The sequence below is a fragment of the Amycolatopsis deserti genome (genome assembly GCF_014653945.1).
Classification (GTDB): Bacteria; Actinomycetota; Actinomycetes; order Mycobacteriales; family Pseudonocardiaceae; genus Amycolatopsis_E; species Amycolatopsis_E deserti.
In genome coordinates, this window is the sequence record NZ_BNAU01000012.1 from 1 (window position 1) to 23,431 (window position 23,431).

24 protein-coding genes and 1 tRNA gene are annotated in these 23,431 nt (G+C 71.5%); 14 read left to right on the forward strand and 11 right to left on the reverse strand.

Annotated elements, in window-relative coordinates; genetic code table 11:
• The first annotated feature begins 549 nt into the window (after positions 1-549).
• From IE290_RS34730 to IE290_RS34740, 3 genes are all read left to right on the forward strand, one after another.
• Complete coding sequence (locus IE290_RS34730; protein WP_191248982.1) at positions 550-2,712, forward strand: phospholipase A2 family protein; 2,163 nt, start codon at positions 550-552, stop codon at positions 2,710-2,712.
• A 148-nt stretch (positions 2,713-2,860) separates the two neighbouring features.
• The gene (locus IE290_RS34735; protein WP_444541898.1) at positions 2,861-4,510 is read left to right on the forward strand and encodes an LCP family protein; all 1,650 of its coding nucleotides are present in this window, start codon (positions 2,861-2,863) and stop codon (positions 4,508-4,510) included.
• Between the two features lie 190 nt (positions 4,511-4,700).
• Positions 4,701-5,174: a helix-turn-helix domain-containing protein gene (locus tag IE290_RS34740; RefSeq protein WP_191248984.1), complete on the forward strand. Its 474-nt coding sequence runs from the start codon at positions 4,701-4,703 to the stop codon at positions 5,172-5,174.
• 1,240 nt (positions 5,175-6,414) lie between these two features.
• Here IE290_RS34740 and IE290_RS34745 read toward each other — a convergent pair.
• A complete protein-coding gene (locus IE290_RS34745; protein WP_191248985.1) occupies positions 6,415-7,890 on the reverse strand; it encodes a flavin-containing monooxygenase in 1,476 nt (491 codons plus the stop codon).
• An 82-nt stretch (positions 7,891-7,972) separates the two neighbouring features.
• Between IE290_RS34745 and IE290_RS34750 the strand changes: the two genes are divergently transcribed.
• A complete protein-coding gene (locus IE290_RS34750) occupies positions 7,973-8,581 on the forward strand; it encodes a TetR/AcrR family transcriptional regulator (protein WP_373300623.1) in 609 nt (202 codons plus the stop codon).
• A 230-nt stretch (positions 8,582-8,811) separates the two neighbouring features.
• Positions 8,812-9,291 (forward strand): hypothetical protein, encoded by a 480-nt coding sequence (locus tag IE290_RS34755; protein WP_191248986.1) that lies wholly within the window; start codon positions 8,812-8,814, stop codon positions 9,289-9,291.
• A gap of 4 nt (positions 9,292-9,295) precedes the next feature.
• Here IE290_RS34755 and IE290_RS34760 read toward each other — a convergent pair whose 3' ends face one another.
• Positions 9,296-9,517 (reverse strand): DUF3618 domain-containing protein, encoded by a 222-nt coding sequence (locus tag IE290_RS34760; protein WP_191248987.1) that lies wholly within the window; start codon positions 9,515-9,517, stop codon positions 9,296-9,298.
• Between the two features lie 101 nt (positions 9,518-9,618).
• Between IE290_RS34760 and IE290_RS34765 the strand changes: the two genes are divergently transcribed.
• Both IE290_RS34765 and IE290_RS34770 read left to right on the forward strand, forming a co-directional pair.
• A tRNA-Leu gene (locus IE290_RS34765) sits at positions 9,619-9,695 on the forward strand.
• A gap of 136 nt (positions 9,696-9,831) precedes the next feature.
• Positions 9,832-10,041, forward strand: a complete 210-nt coding sequence (locus IE290_RS34770; protein ID WP_191248988.1) for a hypothetical protein — start codon at positions 9,832-9,834, stop codon at positions 10,039-10,041.
• A gap of 24 nt (positions 10,042-10,065) precedes the next feature.
• Here IE290_RS34770 and IE290_RS34775 read toward each other — a convergent pair whose 3' ends face one another.
• From IE290_RS34775 to IE290_RS34790, 4 genes are all read right to left on the reverse strand, one after another.
• On the reverse strand, positions 10,066-10,845 hold the full coding sequence (locus IE290_RS34775; RefSeq protein ID WP_191248989.1) for a nuclear transport factor 2 family protein: 780 nt from the start codon (positions 10,843-10,845) through the stop codon (positions 10,066-10,068).
• A 64-nt stretch (positions 10,846-10,909) separates the two neighbouring features.
• Positions 10,910-11,701 (reverse strand): aminotransferase class IV family protein, encoded by a 792-nt coding sequence (locus IE290_RS34780; RefSeq protein ID WP_191248990.1) that lies wholly within the window; start codon positions 11,699-11,701, stop codon positions 10,910-10,912.
• 35 nt (positions 11,702-11,736) lie between these two features.
• The gene (locus IE290_RS34785) at positions 11,737-13,122 is read right to left on the reverse strand and encodes an alkaline phosphatase PhoX (RefSeq protein WP_191248991.1); all 1,386 of its coding nucleotides are present in this window, start codon (positions 13,120-13,122) and stop codon (positions 11,737-11,739) included.
• Positions 13,123-13,324: 202 nt separating this feature from the next.
• Positions 13,325-13,771, reverse strand: coding sequence for an SRPBCC family protein (locus IE290_RS34790; RefSeq protein WP_191248992.1), 447 nt, complete (start codon positions 13,769-13,771; stop codon positions 13,325-13,327).
• A 72-nt stretch (positions 13,772-13,843) separates the two neighbouring features.
• Here IE290_RS34790 and IE290_RS34795 point away from each other — a divergent pair, with 72 nt between their 5' ends.
• Positions 13,844-14,356 carry a nuclear transport factor 2 family protein gene (locus IE290_RS34795; protein WP_191248993.1) on the forward strand — a complete coding sequence of 171 codons (513 nt, stop codon included), beginning with the start codon at positions 13,844-13,846 and terminating at the stop codon, positions 14,354-14,356.
• Here IE290_RS34795 and IE290_RS34800 read toward each other — a convergent pair.
• The 3 genes from IE290_RS34800 to IE290_RS34810 all read right to left on the reverse strand — a co-directional run bounded on the left by IE290_RS34800 (position 14,340) and on the right by IE290_RS34810 (position 17,507).
• Positions 14,340-15,062, reverse strand: a complete 723-nt coding sequence (locus tag IE290_RS34800) for an anti-sigma factor (protein ID WP_191248994.1) — start codon at positions 15,060-15,062, stop codon at positions 14,340-14,342. The genes IE290_RS34795 and IE290_RS34800 overlap by 17 nt on opposite strands.
• The gene (gene sigK, locus IE290_RS34805; protein ID WP_191249151.1) at positions 15,059-15,652 is read right to left on the reverse strand and encodes an ECF RNA polymerase sigma factor SigK; all 594 of its coding nucleotides are present in this window, start codon (positions 15,650-15,652) and stop codon (positions 15,059-15,061) included. Before sigK ends, IE290_RS34800 begins: the two co-directional genes overlap by 4 nt.
• A gap of 67 nt (positions 15,653-15,719) precedes the next feature.
• Entirely contained in the window at positions 15,720-17,507 is a 1,788-nt protein-coding gene (locus tag IE290_RS34810; RefSeq protein WP_191248995.1) for a bifunctional sugar phosphate isomerase/epimerase/4-hydroxyphenylpyruvate dioxygenase family protein, read from the reverse strand.
• A 65-nt stretch (positions 17,508-17,572) separates the two neighbouring features.
• Here IE290_RS34810 and IE290_RS34815 point away from each other — a divergent pair, with 65 nt between their 5' ends.
• The 4 genes from IE290_RS34815 to IE290_RS34830 all read left to right on the forward strand — a co-directional run bounded on the left by IE290_RS34815 (position 17,573) and on the right by IE290_RS34830 (position 20,617).
• Positions 17,573-18,211, forward strand: coding sequence for a TetR/AcrR family transcriptional regulator (locus IE290_RS34815; RefSeq protein ID WP_191248996.1), 639 nt, complete (start codon positions 17,573-17,575; stop codon positions 18,209-18,211).
• Between the two features lie 112 nt (positions 18,212-18,323).
• Positions 18,324-19,661: an MFS transporter gene (locus IE290_RS34820; protein ID WP_229874897.1), complete on the forward strand. Its 1,338-nt coding sequence runs from the start codon at positions 18,324-18,326 to the stop codon at positions 19,659-19,661.
• Between the two features lie 54 nt (positions 19,662-19,715).
• Positions 19,716-20,228, forward strand: a complete 513-nt coding sequence (locus IE290_RS34825) for a GNAT family N-acetyltransferase (RefSeq protein WP_191248998.1) — start codon at positions 19,716-19,718, stop codon at positions 20,226-20,228.
• Complete coding sequence (locus IE290_RS34830; RefSeq protein ID WP_191248999.1) at positions 20,225-20,617, forward strand: DUF2237 family protein; 393 nt, start codon at positions 20,225-20,227, stop codon at positions 20,615-20,617. Before IE290_RS34825 ends, IE290_RS34830 begins: the two co-directional genes overlap by 4 nt.
• On the opposite strand, the gene IE290_RS34835 is transcribed toward IE290_RS34830, so the two are convergent.
• Positions 20,601-21,173 (reverse strand): hypothetical protein, encoded by a 573-nt coding sequence (locus IE290_RS34835; protein ID WP_191249000.1) that lies wholly within the window; start codon positions 21,171-21,173, stop codon positions 20,601-20,603. The two genes, IE290_RS34830 and IE290_RS34835, sit on opposite strands and share 17 nt — an antisense overlap.
• A gap of 54 nt (positions 21,174-21,227) precedes the next feature.
• Here IE290_RS34835 and IE290_RS34840 point away from each other — a divergent pair, with 54 nt between their 5' ends.
• Positions 21,228-22,283, forward strand: coding sequence for a DnaJ domain-containing protein (locus tag IE290_RS34840; RefSeq protein ID WP_191249001.1), 1,056 nt, complete (start codon positions 21,228-21,230; stop codon positions 22,281-22,283).
• Here IE290_RS34840 and IE290_RS34845 read toward each other — a convergent pair whose 3' ends face one another.
• Complete coding sequence (locus IE290_RS34845; protein WP_191249002.1) at positions 22,284-22,571, reverse strand: GntR family transcriptional regulator; 288 nt, start codon at positions 22,569-22,571, stop codon at positions 22,284-22,286.
• Positions 22,572-22,643: 72 nt separating this feature from the next.
• On the opposite strand from IE290_RS34845, the gene IE290_RS34850 reads away from it, so the two are divergent.
• Complete coding sequence (locus IE290_RS34850; protein WP_191249152.1) at positions 22,644-22,901, forward strand: helix-turn-helix domain-containing protein; 258 nt, start codon at positions 22,644-22,646, stop codon at positions 22,899-22,901.
• Positions 22,902-23,431: the final 530 nt, after the last annotated feature.

The window sequence follows — 23,431 nt, forward strand, 5'->3', positions numbered from 1 at the left end:
CCTGCCAGCACCCACCCCGGCCACCCGCCGGCACACCCACACGGCGCCCACGCCACCCCGCACACCCGCACCTCCCGACCCCTCCACCTGCCAGCACCCACCCCGGCCACCCACCGACACACCCACACGGCGCCCACGCCGCCCCGGTGCCCGCGGACACCCACACCTCCCGGCCCCGACCCACGCCCCACACCTCCCGGCGCCCGCCCGCTCCCCGACGTGCCCGGCGCCCCAGGCCGCCCGCACCAACCCCACCCACTGGCACACCCCACGCCACCCCACCCCCGGCGCCGCAACCCCACCGCCACGACCTGCCCACTCGCGCACCCACGAAAGTCCCACTCGCACCACCCACGAACCACCCACTCGCCCACCCGCCACCCACCTCCCCCGCACCGCACCCCCTCCCACCAGGGCGTTTCCGCCACCCCGCCACCCCGACTCGCAAACCTCCGACCCGTCACCCACTAGAGTGGCGGCCTCGAAGAACCACGATCAGGGAATTCCCTGGTGGCCGCCGAGGCCGCTCCCCTGCCACCCTGGGAGGCGATGATCAGCCCAGCGACCTTCACCGACCACCAGCCACCCGGGCCCGGCACCCCACCGGTGCCCCGGGTGCGCCGCCGCCTGGCCACCTCCGCCTGGCTGCTGGTGCTGTCGCTGGCCGTCCTCACCTTCGGGTTCGTCGCCTCGCGGCCGGCCACCCCGCCGGACCCCGGCCCGCCCACCGGCGGCGCCCTCGCCGCCCAGCAGGCCATCGAGGCGCTCGTCCACCCCGGCCCGCAACCGTCCGCCCTCGCCCTGCTGCCGAAGGACTTCACCCAGGTCACCGGCGTCGTGCCCGGGCAGATCGCCGCCCGCGACGGCACCGTCCGCGCGGTCCACGTCGACGGCGGCTGCTCGACACCGTGGGGCGACGACAACACGAAGTGGGACTACGCGGTCCCGTGCAAGGCGCACGACCTGGGCTACGACCTCCTCCGCTACGCCGCCGCGGTCGGCCACCCCCTCGGCCCGGACATCCGCGAGGCCCTGGACCAGCGCCTGTCCGACGACATGCACGCGGCCTGCGACATCAACCCGATGGACTCGCCCCGCACGTGCCGCGTCGTCGCGAGCCTCTACTCCGCCGGGCTCGTCGTGAACTCCTGGCACCAGCGCTGGGGCCCGCCGGTCGGCGATCCGATCGGCCCGCTGCTCGCCGGGGTCGCCGTGATCGGCTGCCTCCTGATCTTCCGCCTCCGCGGCTGGCTGCAGCACCGGCACGCCCGCGTCACCACACCGGCCCCGGCCAAGACCTCGCCCCGCCCGCCACCGCTGTCGCCGTGGGTCACGCTCGGCGTGGGCGCCCTGGTCCTGCTGATCCTCGGCGAATCGGCCATCGCGCTGGCCCGGTGGGCCGGCGTGGGCGCCGACTGGCTGTGGCCGTTGACGTGGGTGGCGCAACTCGCCCCGGTGTTCTTCTTCGCCGGCGGCCGTGCCAACGCCGCGGGCTGGCGCGCGACCCGGGACAGCGGCGGCGGGTACCGCCAGTACCTGGCCCACCGGGCGAGCTGGCTGCTGCGCCCGGCCCTGATCTTCGTCGTGGTGGCGCTGCTCGTCCCGCTGGCGCTCGAACTGCTCGGCATCCCCGAGGGCACCAACGCGGCGATCATGCGAATCGCCCTGCATCCGCTGTGGCTGCTGGGCATCTACCTGCTCACCGTGGTCGCCACCCCGCTGATGCTCGCGCTGCACCGGCGCGCCGCGGCGGCCTCGGTCGCCGGCCTGCTCGCCTTCGTCGTCCTGGCCGAGATGGCCGCGCGCGCCCTCGGTTCGCCCATCCCGCGCTACCTGGCGGCGTTCGGCCTGGCGCTGCTCGCCCAGCAGGTCGCGTTCGGGCGCATCCGCACCTCCAACCGCCTGCTCCTGGCCGCCGTCACCGCCGCGGGCGTCACCGGCCTCGCCCTGCTCACCACCGTCGGCGGGCTCAGCAGGGACCTGCTCGGCGCACCGGGCGCGCCACCCGCGCTGTCCGGGCCCACTCTCCCGGTCCTGCTGCTCGGCGCCGCCCAGATCGGCCTGCTCGGCCTCGCCGCGAAGCCACTCGCCCTGCTGACCACCCGCTTCGCCGGCGCCGCCCGCCTGGCGATGCGCGCCCCGATGAGCCTGTACCTGGGCTTCCTCGCCGCGATGCTGTTGGTCGTGGCCCTGGTCTACCTGCCGGACCACCCGGCGGCGATCGTCACGTGGCTGGGCGACCCGCGCACCTGGTTCGCGCTGGCGCTGCTCGCCGTGCCCGCCCTGATGGTCTTCTGGTGGTTCGAGCGCCACCCCCGGGAGACCGCCGTCCCGGTCGCGGACCACCCCGGCTCCGGCGGCTGGCTCGCGCACGCGGCGACCATGCTCGGGATCGGGTTCGCCGTGGTCGGGGTGTTCGGGTTCGCGCTGACCCGGTTCGGCGGCGACGACGGCACGATCATGGGACTGGCGGTCGACCCGATCCAGAACCTCATCCAGCTGCTGATCGGGGTATTCCTCCTGCACACGGTGCGGACAGGGCTCAGCGAAGCACGCAGCACGTGGGTCGTCACCGGGCTGGCGTGCGTCCCGGCGCTGCTGTCGGCGGCCGACCCGGTGACCATGGCAGTGCACGGCGTGACGGCCCTGATCGCGCTGGCGGCGGTGGCCAGCACGCTCGTATCCACCAAGGCGGTGGTGCAAAACACGTAATCGAGTGTTGTGAACCACTTCCGGTCGGCCGTGTGCGACGCTACGGCCAAGTAGGTGAACGACTGTGGCGAAAGGAGCACCTGGCGTGGACGACCCGCGGAACGATCGTGGGACCGGCCGGCCCGCTCGGCCGCGACAGCCGCGCCAGATGGACGCTCGCCACGAAGGACCGGTCCGGCGCGCACCCGCCGACCGCACCTCGGCCGGCCGCCCGCCGGTGAACCGCGCCGGCAAACCGGTCGGCAACCGCACGTCGGCGGGTCGCCCGCCGGCAGGCCGGGCCCGGCCCCCGGCGGCCCGCGACCGCGCCGCGCCGGCCCAGGTCCGCCGCCGTCCGCCACCACCGCCACCGCGCCGCCGCCCGTCTCGCCGGGGCGCGAAGGTCGCGGTCGGGCTGGTCTCCCTGCTGGTCATGAGCCTCACCGGCTACGCGTGGGCCGCGATGCAGGGCCTGGTCAACGGGCTCACCACCACGGACGTGATCGACGGGAACCAGCCGGCCGACGGCGCCCGCGACATCCTCCTGGTCGGCATGGACAGCCGGACCGACGCACAGGGCAACCCGCTGCCGGAGGACCTCCTCGCCCAGCTCCGCGCCGGTGTCGCGGACGGTGAGGAGAACACCGACACGCTGATCATGGTCCACATCCCCAACGACGGCAGCAAAGCGGTCGCGATCTCGCTGCCCCGCGACTCCTACGTCACCATCCCCGGCTTCGGCAAGCACAAGATCAACTCCGCGTACGCCCGCGCGAAGGCCGCGGAGCGGAAGAAGCTGCAGGACGAGGGCGAGACCGACGCCAAGTCCATCGAGGTGCAGAGCAACCAGGCCGGGGCGAAGACCCTCATCCAGACCGTCGAGCAGCTGACCGGCTCGACCATCGACAACTACGCCTCGGTCAACCTGCTCGGCTTCTCCGAGATCACGCAGGCCATCGGCGGCGTGGACGTGTGCCTCAAGGACAACGTCAACGACCCGTACTCGGGCGCGAAGTTCACCAAGGGCCAGCACACGATCTCCGGCGTCGAGGCGCTGGAGTTCGTCCGCCAGCGGCACGGCCTGCCGCGCGGCGACCTGGACCGGGTCGTGCGCCAGCAGGTGTTCATGGCCGGCATGGCGCGCAAGGTGCTCTCCGCGGGCACCCTCGCCGACCCGGGCAAGCTGAACAGCCTCACCGACGCGATCAAGAAGTCCGTCGTGCTCAACCAGGGCTGGGACATCATCGGCTTCGCCCAGCAGATGAAGGGCCTCACCGGCGGGCAGCTGGAGTTCCGCACCATCCCGGTGGTCAACATGGACTACAGCACCCCGGAGGACGGGCAGGCGATCCAGGTCGACCCGGGCCAGATCCGCGAGTTCGTCCGGGGCATCACCGCGCCGGCCCAGCCCGCCCAGCAGGCCGAGGCCGGTGCCGCCAAATCGGCGACCACTGTGGACGTCCGAAACGGAACGGGCCGCGAAGGGCTCGCCTCGACGGTCCTGCAGAGCCTGACCGCCAAGGGCTTCACCGGCGGCCAGACGTCGAACACCACCTCGCGCAAGTCCACCGTGGTCCGCTACCCGGCCGGCGGCCAGGACGCCGCCCAGCAGGTCGCCGACGCGCTGGGCTCGGGCGCGACGATCGAACAGGACCCGACGGTCACCAGCGGGCACGTCGTCGTACTGATCGGCAGCGACTACTCGACCACCCCGTCACGGGTCGTCCAGCAGGCGGCCGCGGCGGCGCCCACGACCCAGGCCCCGGCGCCCGGCGGCGACGAGCCGATCACCGCCAACGGCATCACCTGCGTCAACTGACCACACCGTCCAGCCCACCCCGGGTTAGCCCGATCGGCCTAATAACGGCGGTCAAACGCAACGGACTGGGCAAAGTCGCGTAAGGAACCCGCACTCAGCGACTTACATACCCGTGAACACCGCTGGAGTTCGACCGGACGTGCCAGAGCAGGGGTGCGGCACGACGCGTGGTCAAGGCAGGGGACGGGGAGTGCGCATCGACAATGACCTCTACCAGCGAATCCTGGGGGAGGAACTTCGCAAGCTGCGCCGGCGACGAGGCTGGACGCGCAAGGAGCTGAACCAGCACCTGCAGAGCGACATCTCGCTGCAGACGCTGGCGACCTACGAACTGGGCACCCGGCAGTGCTCGGTGGTGCGGCTCGTGGAGCTGTGCGTCGCGATGGACGAGCTGCCGCAGGACCTGCTCGCCCGCGTGCACCGCCGCGTGTTCGCCGACGAGCCGGGCAAGGTGCGGCTGGACCTGACCCGCATCGTCGCCGACGAGCGGACCGAGCTGCTGCCGTTGCGCCGCTGGGCGGAAGACCGGCTGCGGCAGCCCGGCGCACCGCGCGAGGTGCGCCTGGACCGCTCGACGATGTCGTGGATGGCGCAGCTGTGCAACCTCAGCGTCCCCGAGCTGCTGGACCGCCTGCGCGCGATCTCCGGCGTGGAGGACGACTAGGGCGCGCAGGCGCGGCGCACGAACATCGCGCCGCCGGGCGGCAAGCCACCACCGGCGATCCCGGACGAGCGCCCCAGAGGGCGACCGCTGAACCGCCGGCAGGTGGCGAGCCGCCCACCTTGAGGCGGGCGGCAACCGAGGGAATCCCGACGAGCGGCGCCCACGGATCACCGCGCCACCGCGAAGCGGCAACCACCCACCACGAACGATCCCCACACGAGCGCCCCAGGCAGACGACCACGCCGCCACCGACAGGCGACGAGCCGCCCACCGCAAGGTGCCCGACAGCCGACGCGATCCCGACAAGCGGCGCCCGCAGACCACCACACCACCGCGAAGCGGCAACCACCCACCACGAACGATCCCCGCACGAGCGCCCCAGGCAGACGAACCCGCCGCCGACAGGTGACGAGCCGCCCACCGCAAGGTGCCCGACAGCCGACGCGATCCCGACAAGCGGCGCCCGCAGACCACCACACCACCGCGAAGCGGCAGCCACCCACCACGAACGATCCCCGCACGAGCGCCCCAGGCAGACGAACCCGCCGCCGACAGGTGATGAGCCGCCCACCGCGAGGCTGGCGACAACCGACGGCGATCCCCGAGGCGCGCGCGGGAAGACGATCGCTCCACCGGAGAAGCGGCCGGCCACCGACTTCGGTCACGGACGCCCCCTCCCGGGAGGCATTCCGCCGCCAGCAGCGGGGGCCCGCCAGTCCGGGCCCTCATCGCCAGACAGCAAAACCATCCGGGCCGGGCCCTCGCCGCCAGATAGCAAAACCATCCCGGCCGGACCCCCGCCGCCAGACGACAAAACCACCCCAGACCGCCGCCGCCAGGCGGCAAAACCATCCCGGCCGGGCCCCCGCCGCCAGACGACAAAACCATCCCGGCCGGACCGACCCCGCCAGGCGACAAAACCGTCCAGGTCGGGCCGTCGGCGCCAGACGGCAAAGCCGTCCGGGCCCGGGGCTGACGCCGAGCCCCTAGGCCGGCAAGTCGCCAACCGCCCAGCCGCCAGGCCGGCGAGCCGCCAACCACCCAGCCACCAGGCCGGCCAGCCGCCGGCCGCGGGCGAGGTGGTCAGCCACCGGGCACCGCCGATGGCCTCCCGCCCCCGGGCGCGGCGCAGCACCCCTCGAAACGCCGCCCTCCACCGGAGCCCGCCAGCGCCATCGCCGACAAAGAGCACCAGGCTCCGGCGCGCCCCCTCGGGAGGCCGCCCTTCGCGGGGAGTCCGTCAGCGGTGTCCGACCAGCTCGAAGTCGGACGGGCGCAGCTTGCGCGTGTTCAGCCAGTACCGCCAGGTGAAGCCGGGCCAGATGGTCCGGTTCACGCCCTTCGCGTCGAGGTACCAGCTCTTGCAGCCGCCCTGCGTCCACACGCCCTTGGCCAGCTTGTGCTGGATCTCGGCGTTGAACCGCTCCTGCACCTCCGCCCGCGGCTCCAGCGCGCCCGCGCCGCTCCGCTCGACCAGCCCGATCGCCTCGGCGACGTACCGGATCTGCGACTCGATCATGAACACGACCGAGTTGTGCCCCAGCCCGGTGTTCGGCCCGAGCAGGAAGAACATGTTCGGGAACCCGTTGACCGTGATCCCCAGGTGCGTCCGCATGCCCTCGGTCGCCCACTCCTTGTTGAGCTTGCGGCCCTCCACCCCGATGATGTCGAGGTTGTCGAACGCGTCGGTGACGTGGAAGCCGGTGCCGAAGATGATCGCGTCGACCTCGTGCTCCACCCCGGCTGTGTCGATCACGCCGGTCTCGGTGACCTCGGCGACGCCGTCGGTGATCACGTCGACGTTGTCCCGGTTCAGCGCCGGGTAGTAGTCGTTGGAGATCAGGACCCGCTTGCAGCCCATCACGTAGTCCGGCGTCAGCTTCGCGCGCAGCGCCGGGTCGTCGATGTGCCGGTCGATGTTGGACTTCGCGAGCTTCTGCGCGACCTTCATCAAGCCCTGGTGGCCGTTGAACCCGATCGCCCGGGCCTCCAGCATCCAGTACAGGAGGTTGCGGTAGGCGCGCTGAGTGCCGGGGATCTTCGCGAACACCGCCTTGGCCCAGTCCGGCATCGCGTGGTCCGGCTTCGGCATGACCCACGCCGGCGTGCGCTGGAAGACGTGCAGCCGCTCGACCTCGGGCGCGATGGCCGGGATGAACTGGATCGCGCTGGCGCCCGTGCCGACCACCGCGACGCGCTTGCCGCGCAGGTCGTAGTCGTGGTCCCACTGCGCCGAGTGGAACGTCTTGCCCTGGAACCGCTCGATGCCCTTCAGGTCCGGGATCTGCGGCAGGTGCAGCGCGCCGACGCCGTTGACCAGGAACTGCCCGCTGAACGTGTCACCGCTCTTCGTCGTGACGTGCCAGCGGTTCTCGTCCGGGTCCCAGCGGGCGCCGGTCATCTCCTGGCCGAACCGGGTGCGGGCGTAGAGGTCGTACTTGCGGGCGACGCCGCGCAGGTAGTCCCAGATCTCCGGCTGCGGCGAGAACGAGCGGCTCCAGTTCGGGTTCTGCTCGAAGGAGAACGAGTACATGTGCGACTGGATGTCGCACGCGCAGCCCGGGTAGGTGTTGTCGCGCCAGGTGCCGCCGACGTCGTCCGCCTTCTCCAGGATGACGAAGTCCTCGCGACCCTCCTTGCGCAGCTGGATCGCCATGCCCAGGCCGGAGAACCCGGTGCCGACGATGATCACGCCCGTTCGCGTGTGCTCTGCCATGTACCTTCCTCCACACTGAGCATTAGGTGTTACCGCGAGTCCATCTTACTCGGAGTAGGTTACCTCCGGTAGAGTCAGTTTCATGACCGGGCCGACCCGCCGCAAACGCATGCCGAGAGCCCAGCGCGAACAGCAGATGCTCGAGGTCGCGGAGGCGGTGTTCGCCGAGCGCGGGTTCGCCGCGGCGTCGATGGACGAGATCGCCGAGCGCGTCGGCGTGTCCAAGCCGATGCTCTACGAGTACTTCAACTCCAAGGAAGGCCTGCTGCTCGCGTGCGTCGCGCACGCCAGGGCCGAGCTGCGCGAGGTGACCGAACGCGCGGTGGCGGGCCAAACGGACGCCCGGGAGGCGCTGCGCAGTGGGTTGCGCGCGTTCTTCGTGTTCGCCCGGGAACGCCGGCAGGGCTGGTCGCTGCTGCGCCACGAGCTGGCCTTGATCGGCACGTCGGCCTCCGAGGCGCTGGAGGACACCCGGCGCCAGCAGACCGACCTCATCGCCAAGCTCATGGCGCAGTACTTCGACGCGGGCGAGGCGGGGCACGTCCTGCTCGAGGCCACGGCCGAGCTCGTGGTCGGGGCGAGCGAGCGGCTGGCCATCTGGTGCGAGCAGCACGATGAGGTGACACCCGATATGGCTACCGACCTCGCCATGGAGGTGCTGTGGACCGGACTGGGCCTTCGCGCTCAGTGATCGAACGTTCTCGCAGCTCGTTGCTCCATCTGGCCGTCACGCATCGCACATTTCCGCCCAGAACTTGTCACGCAGAGTTCTGTTGATGTATCGATAGAAGCTGACAGAGCGTTAAGCAAATGGCGGCAGAAGCACGCCCGATCGGATGAACGCGATCGGCGTCATGAAGAGGCTTCGGATTGCTCCCTCATTGTGGAGTTGCAGCCGAGAGCGGCAGGGGTGTGAGACTCATGGCGGTACCGATCACGGCCATCTACGTGCCGGAGGACGACGACTGGGCGGTGACCGTGACCGGTCAGGGCAAGAGCATGACCGCGCGGGCGCCCGGGATCATCGCGGCGCGGGACCGGGTGGACCAGTTCGTCGAGGAGCTGGGCGCGGAGGCGAAGGGGGCCACCGTCGTCCACCTGCTCAACGGGAGTGCGCTGGAGTTCACGGCGGCGTACATGACCGCGCGGCTGTCCCGGCCGGAGCCGGCGCCGATCGAGGTCCCGGAACCGGCCGCGCCCGCGGAGGGGGCGGCGACGGCGGAGGCACCGGCTGACGTACCAGAGCAGCCGGCGCCCAAGCCGGACAAGAAGCCGAAGGCGAAGCTGACGGCGAACATCGGGGACGCGCTGACGACCGCGAAGCCGGCGGCGCCGCAGCCGGCGGCCACCTCGTCGATCAAGGTGACCGCGGCCGCGAGCACGCCGGCCGCGCGGGCCTGAGCCCTCAGCGGAAGAGCTTGCGCACCAGCAGTGCCGCGACGAGCACGCCGGCCCCGATCAGCGGAAACTTGATCTTGGGGTCGTCGAACTTGGCGCGCAGGGTCGTCTTGGCGTTGTCGGCCAGCCGCTTGGGGCTGGCCTTCTCGCCCAGCTGGTCCAGCGTCGACGCGAGCGCTTCGCGGGCCTTCACGATCTCCCGCTCGATGGTGTCCGGGTCGCGAGCCACAGGTCCTCCTCACCTTCGCAGGGCACAACCGTAGATCACCGCTCCCGGCGGGCGGCACCGGCCACGCCGTTGGAGGCCCGGGCGCTAGGCTGGGGGCGTCGGGGCCCGTAGCCCAATTGGCAGAGGCACATGGTTTAGGTCCATGCCAGTGAGAGTTCGAGTCTCTCCGGGCCCACCACAACGGCGATGAGGGAGCGCGGCGCTCCACTGATCACGATTCGGGGACGCGGGCGCCGGCGCGGCAACAACGCGCACCCGGTGCGCGACAGACAGTTGTGCACCCAGGACCGCCGGAACGCCCGATTAACTACCAGATGGTGATCGTGCTCGGGTTCGTCTCGCTGTTCGGCGGGATCGCCGCGCTGGTGGTGACCGCCAAGCGCGGCGACATCGGTACCTGGATCGCGTCGACTCTCGTGCTGCTCGTCGCCACGTTCGTGATCATCGCCGGATTCGCGGCCATGCAGGAGTACAACGACGTGATCGGCGACCTCCTGGACTTCAGCAACTCGCTCGACAGCTGACCCGCACACCTGGGCCTTCGCCCGTCACTCCTTCCCGGCGAGGGCTTGCGCGACGCTGAGGCTGTCCTCGTAGACGTGGTACCGCGTGATCAGCCCGTCCTCCACCGTGAGGTGCACGGCGCACCGCGCGGTGTAGGGCCTGCCCGTCGCCCGCACGGTCTGCTCGATGACGCCGAGCACCACCGCGTCCCGCCCGTCGACCAGCACCCTGGGCATCTCCCCGCCCCGCTTCTCCGGCACGTGGAAGCTGTTGAGCGCGCGGAAGTGGTCGGCGACGTCCGCCCTGGTCGACCGGGCGCGGATCCACGGGACCGCCGGGTGTCCCGAGGCGGGCCAGTCGAGCTCCCAGTCCACGCTGCCGGCGAACAAGTCGGCGATCCGGTCGGGTTCGCCTTCGGCCAGCCGGACGAGGAACTCCGCCACCGCCGCGCGGGTGCCGGCGTCCCCACCGGCGAACTGGTAGTCGCGCTCGATGCGCCCGTCCTCGCCGACCACGAGGAAGACCACGCCGGTCCAGACCGGATCACCGCCATCCGCGGGCACCATGTGCGTGGTGAACGTGACGACGTCGTGGTGGGCCACCGCGTTCTGGTCACGCACGAAGACGAACCCGGCCGAGGCGACGAACTGTTCGTGCGCGTCGGCGATCCGGGCCGCGATGGCCTCGTGCCCGTGGTACGCGCTGGTGTCGGTGAATTCGACGCCGTTCTCGGCCCAGAGCCGGGCGACGGCCGCGCGCCGCCGCCCGGGGTCGGCCTCGTTCCACACGGCGGTGTAGGTGTCGGCGATGGTGTTCGTGGTCATGCCGGGCACGCTAGGACCGGTTCGCTGACATCTTCTGTCAGCGAACCCGCCGGCCCGATGACCGCTACGGCGCGACCAGCGGCTCCGCCTCGTAAGCGCGGTGCAGCAACTCCACAAAGGACTCCGGCGTGCCCAGCTCCACGCCGTCGATCCGGCTCACCGCCACGCCGGGGGTCCACGAGTTCATCACCACCGCCCCACGGAGTGCGGGCAAATCCTCGACCGTCAGGACCTGCGCGCGCTGCGCCACGCCGAGCCGCTCCAGCTGGCGCCGCAGGATGCCCATCGTGATACCGCCCAGCACCGGCGCCTCCGGCCAGACCACCGCGTCCCCGTCCCAGAACGCCAGGTTCCAGATCGACGCCTCGGTGAGCCGGCCATGGCGGTCGACGAACGCCGCGTCGTCGAAACCGCGCTTCGCGGCTTGCTTCGGGTAGTACGTCTTCGCCACCTCGCCGGCGTGCTTGATCTCCGGCAGGACCCGCTCGTACTCGAACGTCGCCAGGCTCAACGTGCCCGCGGGACCGTCGGTGGCCGGGCCGGTGCGGACCAGCACCTGGGGCTCGGCATCGGCCGTCGAGAACTCCGGCGAGTACACCGTGGCGACCAGCGAGACGTCCTCCGGCCCCTCCTTCAGCGCCGCCCGCAGGTACGCGGCCACGGCCTCGTCGGGCAGTGCGGTGCCGAACATCTCGACGGAGGCGTTGCGCAGCCGGGCCAGGTGCAGGTCGAGGGCGCGGATCCGGCGGCCCCGCACCTGCATCGCGGTGAAGTGCGCGTATCCGGCGAAGGCGAGCGGCGCCAGGTCCTCGCTGGTCGCCGCTCGCCCGTTGCGGTGGACGACGAAAGTGCTCATGCCCCGCACGCTAGACCCTCACACGGGTGTGAAGGTCAACTACGGCCCCAGGGCCCGGTGATCGCGAAGACGTGGCCGGGGCTCTGGATGCAGGCGAACAGGATCCGCCCGTCCTGGCTGAACACCGGGCCGGTGAACTCGCTGTCGTTGAGGTCGTTGCGCGCCATCGGGTAGGACTGGCCGTCCTTCGTGACACCCACCAGGTGGCTCAGGCCCTCCCCGTCCTCGGCGAGGATCAGGCCGCCGTGCGGCGACACGGTGATGTTGTCCGGCCCGTCGTAGTTCGTGTCGGCCTCCGGGTCCGGGTTCACGCCGTAGATCGTCTTCAGCTCGATCGTCTCCGAGCGCGGGTCGTAGTACCACACCTGACCGTCGTGCTCGTTGACGCTGCCGTCGCTGATCCGCGCGTAGCTGGCGACGAAGTACGCCCCGCCGTCGCCCCAGTACGCGCCCTCCAGCTTGCGGCTGTGCGTCACCTGCCCGGCCTCGAACTGCTTGCGCACCGACACCGTCCGGGCGTCGCGATCGGGCACGTCGACCCACCGCACCTTGTACCGGGTGCCCGGCGTGGTCGCCTCGGACAGGTCGCCGATGTGCCTGCTGCCCTTGAACGCGCTCATCGCCTGCAGCCTGCCCGCGGTGTCGCCGCCCGCGGACAGCGCCAGCGCCCGCAGCGCGCCCTTGCCGCCGCGGAAGCCCTTCGGCGGCACCCACCGGAAGTACAGGCCGTTCGGGCCGCTCGCGTCTTCGGTCAGGTAGATCTCGCTGGTCTTCGGGTCGACGGCGACGGCCTCGTGCGAGTAGCGGCCGAGGAACTTCAGCGGGACCGGCTCGAGGTTCGCATCCCGGTCGAACGGGTCCACTTCGAACACGTAGCCGTGGTCCTTCTGGAACACTCCGCCGGCGCGCTGCTCGGTCTCCTCACACGTCAGCCAGGTTCCCCACGGGGTCTGGCCGCCGGCGCAGTTGTTGTGCGTGCCGGCCAGGCTGACGTACTCGCTCTTCCGATCGCCCTCGTGGTCCACGACGATCGTCGTGGTGCCGCCGCCGGCGCCGGGGTCGTAGGTGAGGCCGGGCAGGGCGGGCGTGCGGTGCGGCTCGCTGCCGCCGATCTCGTGGTTGTTGATCAGCACGAAGTCCCGGCCGCGGCGGAAGCACGCCATGCCGTCGGGATCGCTCGGGGTGAACTGGCCGGTCTCCAGCTTCGTCACGCCGGACTGGGCGATCACCTTGTACCGGAAGCCCTTCGGCAGCGCCAGCAGGCCGGCCGGGTCGTCAACGAGCGGGCCGTAGCCGGTGCCGCGGGTGACCTGCGCGGCCGCGGCCGGCGCCGCGATCGCGTCGACGCTGCCCGCGACGATGATGCCCAGACCGCTCGCCGCGCCGGTGCGCAGCAGATCACGCCGGGAAAGTGAAGCCATGCCGACCTCCTGTGGTGGGAACCGTGCGAAGGATCAAAACCGCCCAGTCCGACCCCGGCGCGGACCGCGGACGACGCCTAGGCGAACGGACGGCGAACGGTTCAGGCCGGCCGCGAGCCGGTCTCGGATCGAGCGGTTGATGACCGCTGCGGACCGATTCCACCCACCCGCCGCCTGCCACCAACCCAACGGCCGAGTACAACTAGGGGCGGCCCGTTTCGAGCAGGTCCTTCAACCGGCGCAGGTCCTTCCGGTTCGCGCGGGCCATCGCCGCGGCGATCACGTGGGCGCTGACTTTCGCGAACCCGCGCGGCTCGCCCCGGTTGCGCAGGACCATGCGAGTGCGGTGCTCGTCCAGGGATTCCCAGGTGTAGCTGGTTTCCATCGGGAACGGGCCCTGCGCGGTGCGCATCACGAGCCGTTCGCCGGGCACGAGTTCGACCACCTCGTAGGTGTACCGCAGGGTGCCGCCGAGAAAACGCGCCACGAAACCGATCCGGGAACCCTCGTGCAGCGGCGGCCGGGTTTCCCATTCGATGTCCAGGATGTTGACGTACCACTCGGGCGCGTTCGACGGATCGCCCGCGTAGGCCGCCACCGTTTCCCGCGGGCGCGCGATGACGATTTCGGTGCGCACGTCGACCGGCACGAATGCGAGGGTAGGTCATCCGAGCCATGGTGGGATAGACTTCTTGCAACCGTTGCAAGAAGGAGGCCGGCGATGACCGACTGGACCGCCGCCCACGAGAAGGTCGTCGCGGCGTTCGCCGAGGGCTGGGCGCGGCCGCATCGGCGCGCGTGGGACGCCCTGCTCGCCGAGGACGTCGAGCTCAACCAGCCGATGGTGCCGCCCACGCGGGGCAGGCAGGCGTGGTGGCGGGAAGCCGAACGGCTGCTGGCCTTCCTGCCGGACCTGCGCGGCGAGGTGCTGTCCTGGGCTGGCCGGGAGGACCGCCTGTTCATCGAACTGCGGCTGAGCGGCACGTTGCGCGGAAAGCCGCTGGCCTTCCGCGCGGTCGACGAGCTGTGGCTGGACGCCGACGGCTGGGTGACCCGGCGCGACTCCTTCTTCGACTCCCTGCCGGTCGCGCAGGCGGTCGCCGGACGGCCCGGCTCGTGGCTCGCCTGGTGGCGCTCCGGGCTCGGCCCGCTCACCGGCCGGCGGCGGTTCCAGCGGTGGTCCCGGTGGCCGGAGCACCCCGGCCACCGGGAACCCGTCACGCCGGCATCGTGAAAACCACGACCGGCGCCGTGGTCGGCCGCTCGGAGCCGCCCGCCGGTTCGATGGTCACCGCGACCGTGCGCACCCCCGCCAGGCCGGCGAACACCAGCGGCGCCCCGGTGGTCCCGGCGTGCCCCATCACGCCGGCCGAGTGCGGGCCGGCCGCGTCGATCGTCCACGCCTGGTAGGTCACGTCCGCCGGCTGGTCCGGCATGCCGGACATCATCAGCATCGCACGGTCCCGGCTCGGCGCCACGACCAGCCGCGCCTCACCGGGGATGCCCGCGTCGGCGCCGGACACCGTCCGCGCGTCGGGCGCGGATAGCAGCTCCGTCACCGCCGCGTACTGCGCCTGTGCGGTGTCGAGCTGGCGCTGCGCCCGCACGGCGAGCACCCCGCTGACCGCGGCGACCGCGATCGCGATCACGGCGGCCGCCGCGAGCAGGCGCGTCGTCCAGTTCCGGGAGCGGGTCACCGTCCGGCGGCCGGGCGGCTCCTGCCGGACCTGGCGCGCCTGGGACAGCACTCGGTCCCGCAGCGCCGCGGGCGGCGTCTCGGACACCGCGGCCCCCAGCCGCGCGGTCGTCGCGCGCAGTTCGGCGACCTCGCGCTCGCAGTCCGGGCACTGCGCCAGGTGCTCCTCGAACCGGCGCCGCTCCAGCTCGTCGAGCGCGTCGAGGGCGTAGGCGCCGGTCAGCATGTGGACGTCCGGGTTCACCGCGTCACCCCCAGGCAGTCGCGCAGGCGGATCAGCCCGTCCCGCATCCTCGTCTTGACCGTCCCCAGTGGACTCTGCAACAGGTCCGCGACCTCGGGGTAGGTGTGGCCGCCGTAGTACGCCAGCAGGATCGACTCGCGCTGCAGCTCGGTGAGGCCGTCCAGGCAGCGGCGCACCTGCTCCCGCTCCAGGCGGGCGGTGACCGCCTCCAGCACCTCGTCGAAGTCGCGGCCCGGCGCCGTCGCCCCGGCCCGCTGCTCGCGGTCGGTGCGCGCCTGGGCCGACCGCACCCGGTCGACCGCACGGCGGTGCGCCAGGGTCAGCGTCCAGTTCAGCACGCTGCCCTGCGCGCGGTCGTAGCGCGCCGCGGTCCGCCACAGCTCGACCAGGACCTCCTGCGCGACTTCCTCGGACTGGGCGGCGTCGCGCACCACGCGCCGCACCACGCCGAAGACCGGGCCGGCAACCACCTCGTAGAGCTGCTCGAACGCGGCCTCGCTCCCCCGCGCGACCTGGGTCATCAGGTCCTCGGGCGATGGCCCCACCGGGCCCGGCGCGGACGAGCGCATCGCCCGGACCGAGTCGTCCATCCCGTCATCCTCTCTCACGCCGACGCACTGTGTTCGGCGCCGAGGGGCAGGTGGATGGGTGCGGTCGTCAGGATTTCTCGCGCGCCAGCCGAAGCCGCCGGTGGGCGGCCATCCGCACCGGCGCGTTCGCCGCGCCGTAGCCGCGGTAGCCGCCGATCCGCTGGACCACCTCGAAGAACACCCGGGACCCCAGCACCTCGGTGTAGAAGTGCAGGAACTCGCCGTGCTCGTCGCGGTCGTAGAGCACCGAGTACTCGCGCAGGGCGGCGAGCAGGTCCGGCGGCGGGGCCAGCCGGGCGTCCAGGTCGTCGTAGTAGTTGGCCGGGATCTCCAGCAGCGGAGCGCCGGCCGCGTGCATCGCCTTGGCGGTGGCCAGGACGTCGTCGCTGGTGAAGGCGATGTGCTGCGGGTCCGGCACGCCGGGCGCCCACTCGCCGCGGCGCAGCAACGCGACGTTCAGCGCGATCCGCACGGTGTTCGACGGGTTGGTCACCGCACGGCTGCGGATCAGGCCGAACGGCGCGGCGAACTCGGTCGGCATCTCCGGGTGCAGCCCGAGCACCGTGCGGTAGAACAGCGCGGCCTCGTCGAAGTTGTCGAACGGCTGGCTCAGGGACACGTGGTCGGTGCCGAGCAACCCAGCGCCCGCTGCCGTGGAACCGGTCGGCGTGAAGTCCGACAACCAGCCGTCGCGGCAGAAGAACACCGCCGTGCCGTCCGGAGCGGCCACCGCGGACAGGTCGGCCTCGCCGGCGCGGTGCTCGCGCGGCAGCACCGGCGCGTGGAAGGACTCTGCGCGCTGCGCCGAACGCGCCGGGTCCGCGCTCTCCACGGCCAGCGCGCTGATCTCGGCCGGTCCGCCGGTCGCGTTCAGCAGCACCCGCGCCTCGCCCTGGGTCCACAGCTGCACGGGCTTCGAACGGTGCTGCCCCGTGTGTGCGAAGCCCATCGCGGCCAGCGCGGCGGCCAGCTGCGGCCCGGTGGTCTCGTCCACGGCCAGCTCGGTGAACGCGTGCCCGGTCAGCTCCGGCGCGGCGATCGCGGGCTCGCCCAGCGACTCCTCCAGCCCGAGCAGCGACCGCATCGCGTCGACCGCCGCACGGCCCGGATCGGCCTGCCGGAACACGTCGTTGAAGACCTCCAGCGACAGCGGCCCGGAGTAGCCGGTGGCGAGCACGTGCCCGACGAACGCGGTCAGGTCGAAGGCACCCTGCCCCGGGAACAGCCGGTGGTGCCTGCTCCACTGCAGGACGTCCATGTGCAGCCGGGGCGCGTCGGCCAGCTGCAGGAAGAAGATCTTCTCGCCGGGAATCGTGCGGATCAGCGCGAGGTCGCTGCCGCGGGAGAGCACGTGGAAGCTGTCCAGGCACAGGCCCACCGCCGGGTGGTCGGCCCGCCGCACGATGCGCCACGAGTGGTCGTACGTGTCGACGAACCGGCCCCACGCCAGCGCCTCGTACGCGATGCGCATACCGCGCTGAGCAGCCCGTACACCGAGTGTGTGCAATTGTTCGGCGGCCAGATCGTCGTCGTCCACGGCGTCCGGCGACACCGACGAGCACACCAGCATGGTGTCGGCGCCGAGCTGCTCCATCACGTCGAACTTGCGCTCGGCGCGGCGCAGGTTCGCCTCGAACACCGGCGGCGGCACCGCCTCGAAGTCCCGGAACGGCTGGTACAGGTCGACCGACAGTCCGAGGTCGGCGCAGCGGCGGCGGACCTCGGCCGGCGAGAGCGGCGAGACGATCAGGTCGTTCTCGAAGATCTCGACGCCGTCGAAGCCGGCGGCGGCCGCCGCGGTCAGCTTGTCCTCGAGCGTGCCGGACAGGCACACGGTCGCGATCCCTCGCCTCATGGCCGGGGCTCCTCTCGCACGGGCCGGTGTTGGTTGAACCAGTCGGTGAGTCCTACGGTGCGCATATGCCGACCGAAAGCGCCGAACGCCTCCGCGACGCCGAACGCACCCGCGCCGAGATCCTGGACGTGGCCACCCGCGAGTTCGCCGACCAGGGCTACGCCGGGGCGCGGGTCAACGAGATCGCCGCGAAGACCCGCACCACCAAGCGGATGCTCTACTACTACTTCGGCAGCAAGGAAGGCCTCTACATCGCGGTGCTCGAGCGCGCCTACGCCGGCATCCGCGCCAGGGAGCAGGAACTCGACGTCGACCACCTCGACCCGGTCGAGGCCCTGCGGCAGCTCGCCGAGCTGACCTTCGACCACCACGAGTCCCACCCGGACTTCATCCGGCTGGTCAGCATCGAGAACATCCACAACGCCGAGCACATCGGCCGCTCCGAGGTGCTGTCGACGCTCGCCAACCCCGCGCTGGACGTGCTGACCCGCATCCTCCAGCGCGGCCGGGCCGACGGCACGTTCCGCGAGGACGTCGACGCGCTGGACGTGCACATGATGATCAGCGCGTTCTGCATCTTCCGCACCGCCAACCGGCACACGTTCAACGCCATCTTCAAACGCGACATGCTCGACCCGGGCCGGCGCGAGCACTACCGCAAGATGCTCGGCGACCTGCTGGTCGAGTACCTGACCGCGCACTGAGCGTTTCGTCCCCTTCTCCGGGTTGACAAGCCTCGGGCCGCTAACTCACCATCTGGTACGTAACCAGACGGTACATTAATCCGGCCCGCAACGGAGCGACAGGAGCGTGGACGTGGTCGAGCACGGAAAGCCCCGGAAGGCCGCGGTGGCCGCCTGGGTGGGCAGCGCACTGGAGTACTACGACTTCTTCATCTACGGCACCGCCGCGGCACTCGTCTTCGGCAAGATCTTCTTCCCCAGCTCGGACCCGGCGGCCGGCACGCTGCTGGCGCTGGCCACGTTCGGCGTCGGCTACGTCGCCCGCCCGATCGGCGCGTTCATCCTGGGCCACGTCGGCGACCGGTTCGGCCGCAAGAAGGTCCTGGTCTTCACCGTGCTGCTGATGGGTCTGTCGACGTTCCTGGTCGGCTGCCTGCCGACCTACGGGCAGGTCGGCGTGCTCGCCCCGGTGCTGCTGGTGGTCCTGCGCCTGCTGCAGGGCCTGTCCGCGGCCGGTGAGCAGGCCGGCGCCAACTCGATGTCGCTGGAACACGCGCCGGAGCACCGCCGCTCGTACTACACGAGCTGGACGCTGTCCGGCACGCAGGCGGGGCAGATCCTGGCGACCGCGGTGTTCCTGCCGGTGGCGGCGATGCCGACGGCCGCGCTGCAGAGCTGGGGCTGGCGGTTGCCGTTCTGGGCCAGCGCACTGGTCGTCGTGGCCGCGTTCGTCATCCGGCGCAAGCTGGAGGAGACCCCGGTGTTCGAGCGCGAGGTCGCCGGCAAGGAGCAGGCGAAGCTGCCGGTCGCGGTGCTGTTCCGCGACCACTGGGCCGACGTGCTGCGGGTCGTGTTCGCGGCCGTGATCGCCGCGGTCAGCACGATCTTCACCGTGTACGCGTTGTCCTACGCGGTCAACTCCGCCGGGCTGGCGCGGACGCCGATGCTGTGGGTCGGCGTGCTCGCCAACGTCGTGGCGCTGGCGGCCATCCCGCTGTGGGCGATGCTGGCCGACCGGGTCGGGCGCAAGCCGGTGTTCATCGGCGGGTCGCTGGGCTGCGCGGTGCTGATCTTCGCCTACCTGGGCGCGATCTCGGCGGGCAACTACGTGCTCGTGTTCGTCGTGGGAATCCTGATGTTCGGCGTCGTCTACAGCGCGACGAACGCGGTGTGGCCGGCGTTCTACGGCGAGATGTTCCCGGCGCGGGTGCGGTTGTCCGGCATGGCGATCGGCACGCAGATCGGGTTCGCGATCGCCGGGTTCACGCCGACCATCGCCGCCGCGATCGCCGGGGACAAGAGCGCGAACTGGGTCGGCGTCGCGATCTTCACCGCCGGGCTGTGCCTGGTCAACGTGATCGCGGTGCTCACCGGCCGGGACAACTTCCGGGTCCCGACCGCCGACCTGGGCCGCAAGGACTCCACCGGCGACCGGGTGCCGATGACCTCGCCGGGCGGGGCGACCGCCTAGGACCCGGCGGTCGCCCGGTCATCCACAGTGGACGCGTGCGGGCATGATGGGGGCGTGCGCGTCCACCTGGAGACCGAGCGGCTGATCCTGCGGCACTTCACCCCCGCCGACGTGGACCTCGTGACGGACCTCGACCGTGATCCCGAGGTCCTGCGCTACCTGGGCGCCGACGCCGCCTCGCGTGACGTGGTCGAGCGGGACGGGTTCTTCGCCGCGATCGAGAAGGCGAGCGGCGAGTTCGCCGGCTGGTTCGAGTTCCGGCCGCTGGACGAGGGCGAGGTGGAGCTCGGCTACCGGCTGCGGCGGCGGTTCTGGGGCCGTGGCTACGCGACCGAAGGCGCCCGTGCGCTGATCGCGAAGGGGTTCACCGAGGGCGGTGTCCGGCGGGTCGTGGCGTTCACGATGTCGGTGAACACCGGGTCCCGGCGGGTCATGGAGAAGGCCGGTTTGCGGTACGTGCGCACGTTCCACGAAGACTGGCCGGATCCGCTTCCGGGCGCCGAACACGGTGACGTCGAGTACGCTCTGTCCGAGGACGATTGGAACCGACAGCACGGACTGCCATGACGACCGATCGCAATGTTCTGGGCGGCGAACTCGAGCCCTGCGGCACCGATCCGATGACCGGCTACTACCGGGACGGGTGCTGCACCACCGGTGACGACGACCTCGGCAGCCACACCGTGTGCACCGTGGTCACCAAGGAGTTCCTGGAGTACCAGCGCGGGGTCGGCAACGACCTGTCCACGCCCCGCCCGGAGTACGGCTTCCCCGGGTTGCAGCCCGGGGACCGCTGGTGCGTCGTGGCCGCCCGGTGGCTGCAGGCGTACGAGGCTGGTGTCGCCGCGCCGGTGGTGCTGGCCTCGACCCACGAGCGGGCGCTGGACGTCGTCCCGTTGGAGGCCCTCCAGCGGCACGCGGTGGACGTGCCCGCGGACCCTAGCTCGCTGACCTGACCGAGCGCCGCACGAGCACGGCGGTCAGGGCGATCGACGCGAGCACGGCGGGCACCTCCAGCAGGAGCGGGTGGCGGTCGGCGAAGTCGGGTTCGAGGAGGTCGCCGGTCAGGATCGTCACCGCGGTCCCGACCGGCACGCGGTCGCCCGGGTCCGTGCGGATGGTGCGGGTTCCGCTGCCGCAGGCGAGGGTGTGCACGAAGCCGTAGTGGTGGTAGCGGGCGCCGGTCTCGATCATGACCCGGTCGGTGACCGTGCAGGTCTCCGTGTGCCTGAAGGCGTGCAGCGCGAGGCCGCGGCCGGCGACCGTGAGCGCCGCGAAGAGCAGGGCCGCGCTGATCAGCCCGGCGACGAGCGCCCACCAGCGGCCGTTGGTCCGGCGTGCGGTGCCCAGCGCGAACGCGGCGCCGCCGACGAGTCCGAAGGCGATCGCGGCGAGGGTGCTGTGCGGTGGGAGGACGAAGAGGGCGGCCCCGAGGACGATCGCCGCGAGCCCGGCGGGCGCGGCGTGGCGGCCGGTGCGGATGCCCAGCCTGTCCGTGATGTCGAGGACCATCGGCTGACTCTAGCCACATGTGGCGCGAAATCGGAGACCACATAAAGTGACCGCGTGCGCGGCGAGGGCTACTACGACCTGCTCGGGGTGCACCGGCATGCCTCGACGGCGGAGATCAAGTCCGCCTACCGCCAGAAGGCGCGGACCGTGCACCCGGACGCCGGCGGTTCGCCCGACGAGTTCCAGGCGTTGCGGCAGGCCTACGAGGTGCTGGTCGACCCGTTGCAGCGGGCGGCGTACGACCGGGCGCTGGACCGCGCCGCCGCGACCGCCACTCCGGTCCGGGCCCGGCGGCCGGGGCGGAAGCTGGGTGAGGACCCGAGTTTCACGGCCGAGTTGCCGGTGCTGGACCCGGACGCGCTGGAGTGGTGGGACGCGGCGCGGGAGAAGGCGCGGACGGCCGACCGGGCCGCGCCCGGGCACGCTCCGGCGGTGTTGTTGCTGGCGTGGTTGCTGCTGGTGGTGCTGCCGATCATGGCGGGTGCGCTGGCGGTCGCGGTGTGGCTGGTGCTGGCGTCGGCGGTGGCGATTTGGCTGGTGCGGCAGCATCTCGAGGTCGCGCGGGCCGAACGTGCCGTGGCGGACGAGTTCGGCGGCACGGTCGTGTTCGGCTCGCCGGGCGCGGAGCCGGACCAGTGGGGCGAGCGGCTGACGGCGGAGTTGCTGGAGCGGTACCTGACGCGGCTGCCGGGGGCGCGGATCTTCCACGGGCTGGCGTGGCCGGGTTCGGTGTTCGCCGACATCGACCACGCGGTGCTCGCCGGGCGGCGGCTGGTGCTGATCGAGTCGAAGACGTGGCTGCCCGGGCACTACGCGGCGGACGAGAACGGTGAGCTGTGGCGGGACGAGCGTCGTTTCCTCGGCGGCGCGACGCAGCTGCCGGAGGCGATCGAGGCCTTCCGCGCACTGCTGCCCGGGGCGGAGATCCGCGGCGCGCTGATCGTCTACCCGAGCCGGACGGGCGAGATCACCACGGACGAGGACTTCGACGTGCCCGCGCCGCCGATGACGCCGGACCAGTTCGTGCAGGTGATCGGCGACTGGCTGGCGGCGGAGGCCGCGCGCGTGGACGTGCGGCTGCTGCGGAAGGTGCGGGCGCAGGTCGTCTAGTCAGGCCACGTGGAGGAACGGCTCGAGGCAGTAGATCGCCACGCGATTCGGCCGCTCGGCGACGAACGTTCCCTTCGACGGGATGGTCCGCACCAGCCCGCGTTCCCGGAGGACCTTCGTGGCGTGACGGCACGTGCCCAGTGAGACGCCGTACTGCCGGGCCAGTGTCTGCTCCGCGGGAAGTGGCGTGTTGACCGCGAGTTCACCGGATTCGATGCGCCGGGCGAGATCGTCGGCGACGAGGTCGTAGAGGTAGGCGGGACCGGTGGCGGGAAGTTCTCTGCTCACCCCTCCACGGTAGCATAGAAAAGACAAAAAGTCGGGTGCGGGCGACCATTGGTAGGCTGCGTCGCTGTGACGATGGAGGAGGTCCTGGACGCCCGGCTGCGCGCACTGGCAACCCGCGTGCGGCGACTGCGGCGGGACCGGGACCTGAGCCAGGCAGACCTCGCCGACCGGGCCGGAGTGTCCCGCTCGGTGGTCGCCGAACTGGAACGATCACGACTGGCACAAGGCGCCCCGCGGCCGACGCGGAACATCACGCTGGACACGTTGTTCCGCCTTGCCGAAGCGATGGGGGTGCATCCGGCGGAGTTGCTGGACGAGGGGAGGGGTTGAGGGGAGCAACGGCAGCCGGGCGCCCGGCAGCGGCGGTGGACTGGCGCCAACCAGACCCGCAGTTCACCCCACCAACCGCAAGCCGGCAACGCAACAGAACCGACTACCCCAACCAGACCTCCCCCGCCCCCGATCCACAGCCTGCTTTTGGTCGCCGATCAGGCGTGTCAAGGTACTCTTTCCCGCCTTGACACGCCTGCTCGGCGACCGAAACACAATCAGGAATCGGGGGCGGGGGTGGTCGTAAGGTGACCTTTGGCGCCGTAAGGCGCTCTCCGCCCGCAGGGCGGGCTCTTCGCCTGCCCCAAGTCACCTCTAAAGATCAAGAGATGTCCTCGCCGGACGGGCAGGCTCCGGGATGACGGGAATGCAGGCACGTCACCTTGGCAGGGTGGGAGCTGGGTGGTCATCCCGTCGCCTTCCGGTTTGTGCATATCACCTTGAGCCAGGGCCGCAAGGTTGGCATGTCATCTCGCGCTGGCAGCGGAGGTTGCGGCCCTGGCTCAAGGTGATCGTCACGTGTCAGGCGA

Bases quoted from the DNA above. Each gene is read 5' to 3' on its own strand.
- sigK (WP_191249151.1), bottom strand. From the start codon at position 15,652: ATGGACGACTCGGTCCGGGCGATGCGCTCGTCCGCGCCGGGCCCGGTG.
- IE290_RS34750 (WP_373300623.1), top strand. From the start codon at position 7,973: ATGACCGGGCCGACCCGCCGCAAACGCATGCCGAGAGCCCAGCGCGAA.
- IE290_RS34730 (WP_191248982.1), top strand. From the start codon at position 550: ATGATCAGCCCAGCGACCTTCACCGACCACCAGCCACCCGGGCCCGGC.
- IE290_RS34830 (WP_191248999.1), top strand. From the start codon at position 20,225: ATGACGACCGATCGCAATGTTCTGGGCGGCGAACTCGAGCCCTGCGGC.
- IE290_RS34815 (WP_191248996.1), top strand. From the start codon at position 17,573: ATGCCGACCGAAAGCGCCGAACGCCTCCGCGACGCCGAACGCACCCGC.
- IE290_RS34770 (WP_191248988.1), top strand. From the start codon at position 9,832: ATGGTGATCGTGCTCGGGTTCGTCTCGCTGTTCGGCGGGATCGCCGCG.
- IE290_RS34735 (WP_444541898.1), top strand. From the start codon at position 2,861: ATGGACGCTCGCCACGAAGGACCGGTCCGGCGCGCACCCGCCGACCGC.
- IE290_RS34795 (WP_191248993.1), top strand. From the start codon at position 13,844: ATGACCGACTGGACCGCCGCCCACGAGAAGGTCGTCGCGGCGTTCGCC.
- IE290_RS34810 (WP_191248995.1), bottom strand. From the start codon at position 17,507: ATGAGGCGAGGGATCGCGACCGTGTGCCTGTCCGGCACGCTCGAGGAC.
- IE290_RS34755 (WP_191248986.1), top strand. From the start codon at position 8,812: ATGGCGGTACCGATCACGGCCATCTACGTGCCGGAGGACGACGACTGG.
- IE290_RS34785 (WP_191248991.1), bottom strand. From the start codon at position 13,122: ATGGCTTCACTTTCCCGGCGTGATCTGCTGCGCACCGGCGCGGCGAGC.
- IE290_RS34745 (WP_191248985.1), bottom strand. From the start codon at position 7,890: ATGGCAGAGCACACGCGAACGGGCGTGATCATCGTCGGCACCGGGTTC.
- IE290_RS34835 (WP_191249000.1), bottom strand. From the start codon at position 21,173: ATGGTCCTCGACATCACGGACAGGCTGGGCATCCGCACCGGCCGCCAC.
- IE290_RS34780 (WP_191248990.1), bottom strand. From the start codon at position 11,701: ATGAGCACTTTCGTCGTCCACCGCAACGGGCGAGCGGCGACCAGCGAG.
- IE290_RS34775 (WP_191248989.1), bottom strand. From the start codon at position 10,845: ATGACCACGAACACCATCGCCGACACCTACACCGCCGTGTGGAACGAG.
- IE290_RS34850 (WP_191249152.1), top strand. From the start codon at position 22,644: ATGGAGGAGGTCCTGGACGCCCGGCTGCGCGCACTGGCAACCCGCGTG.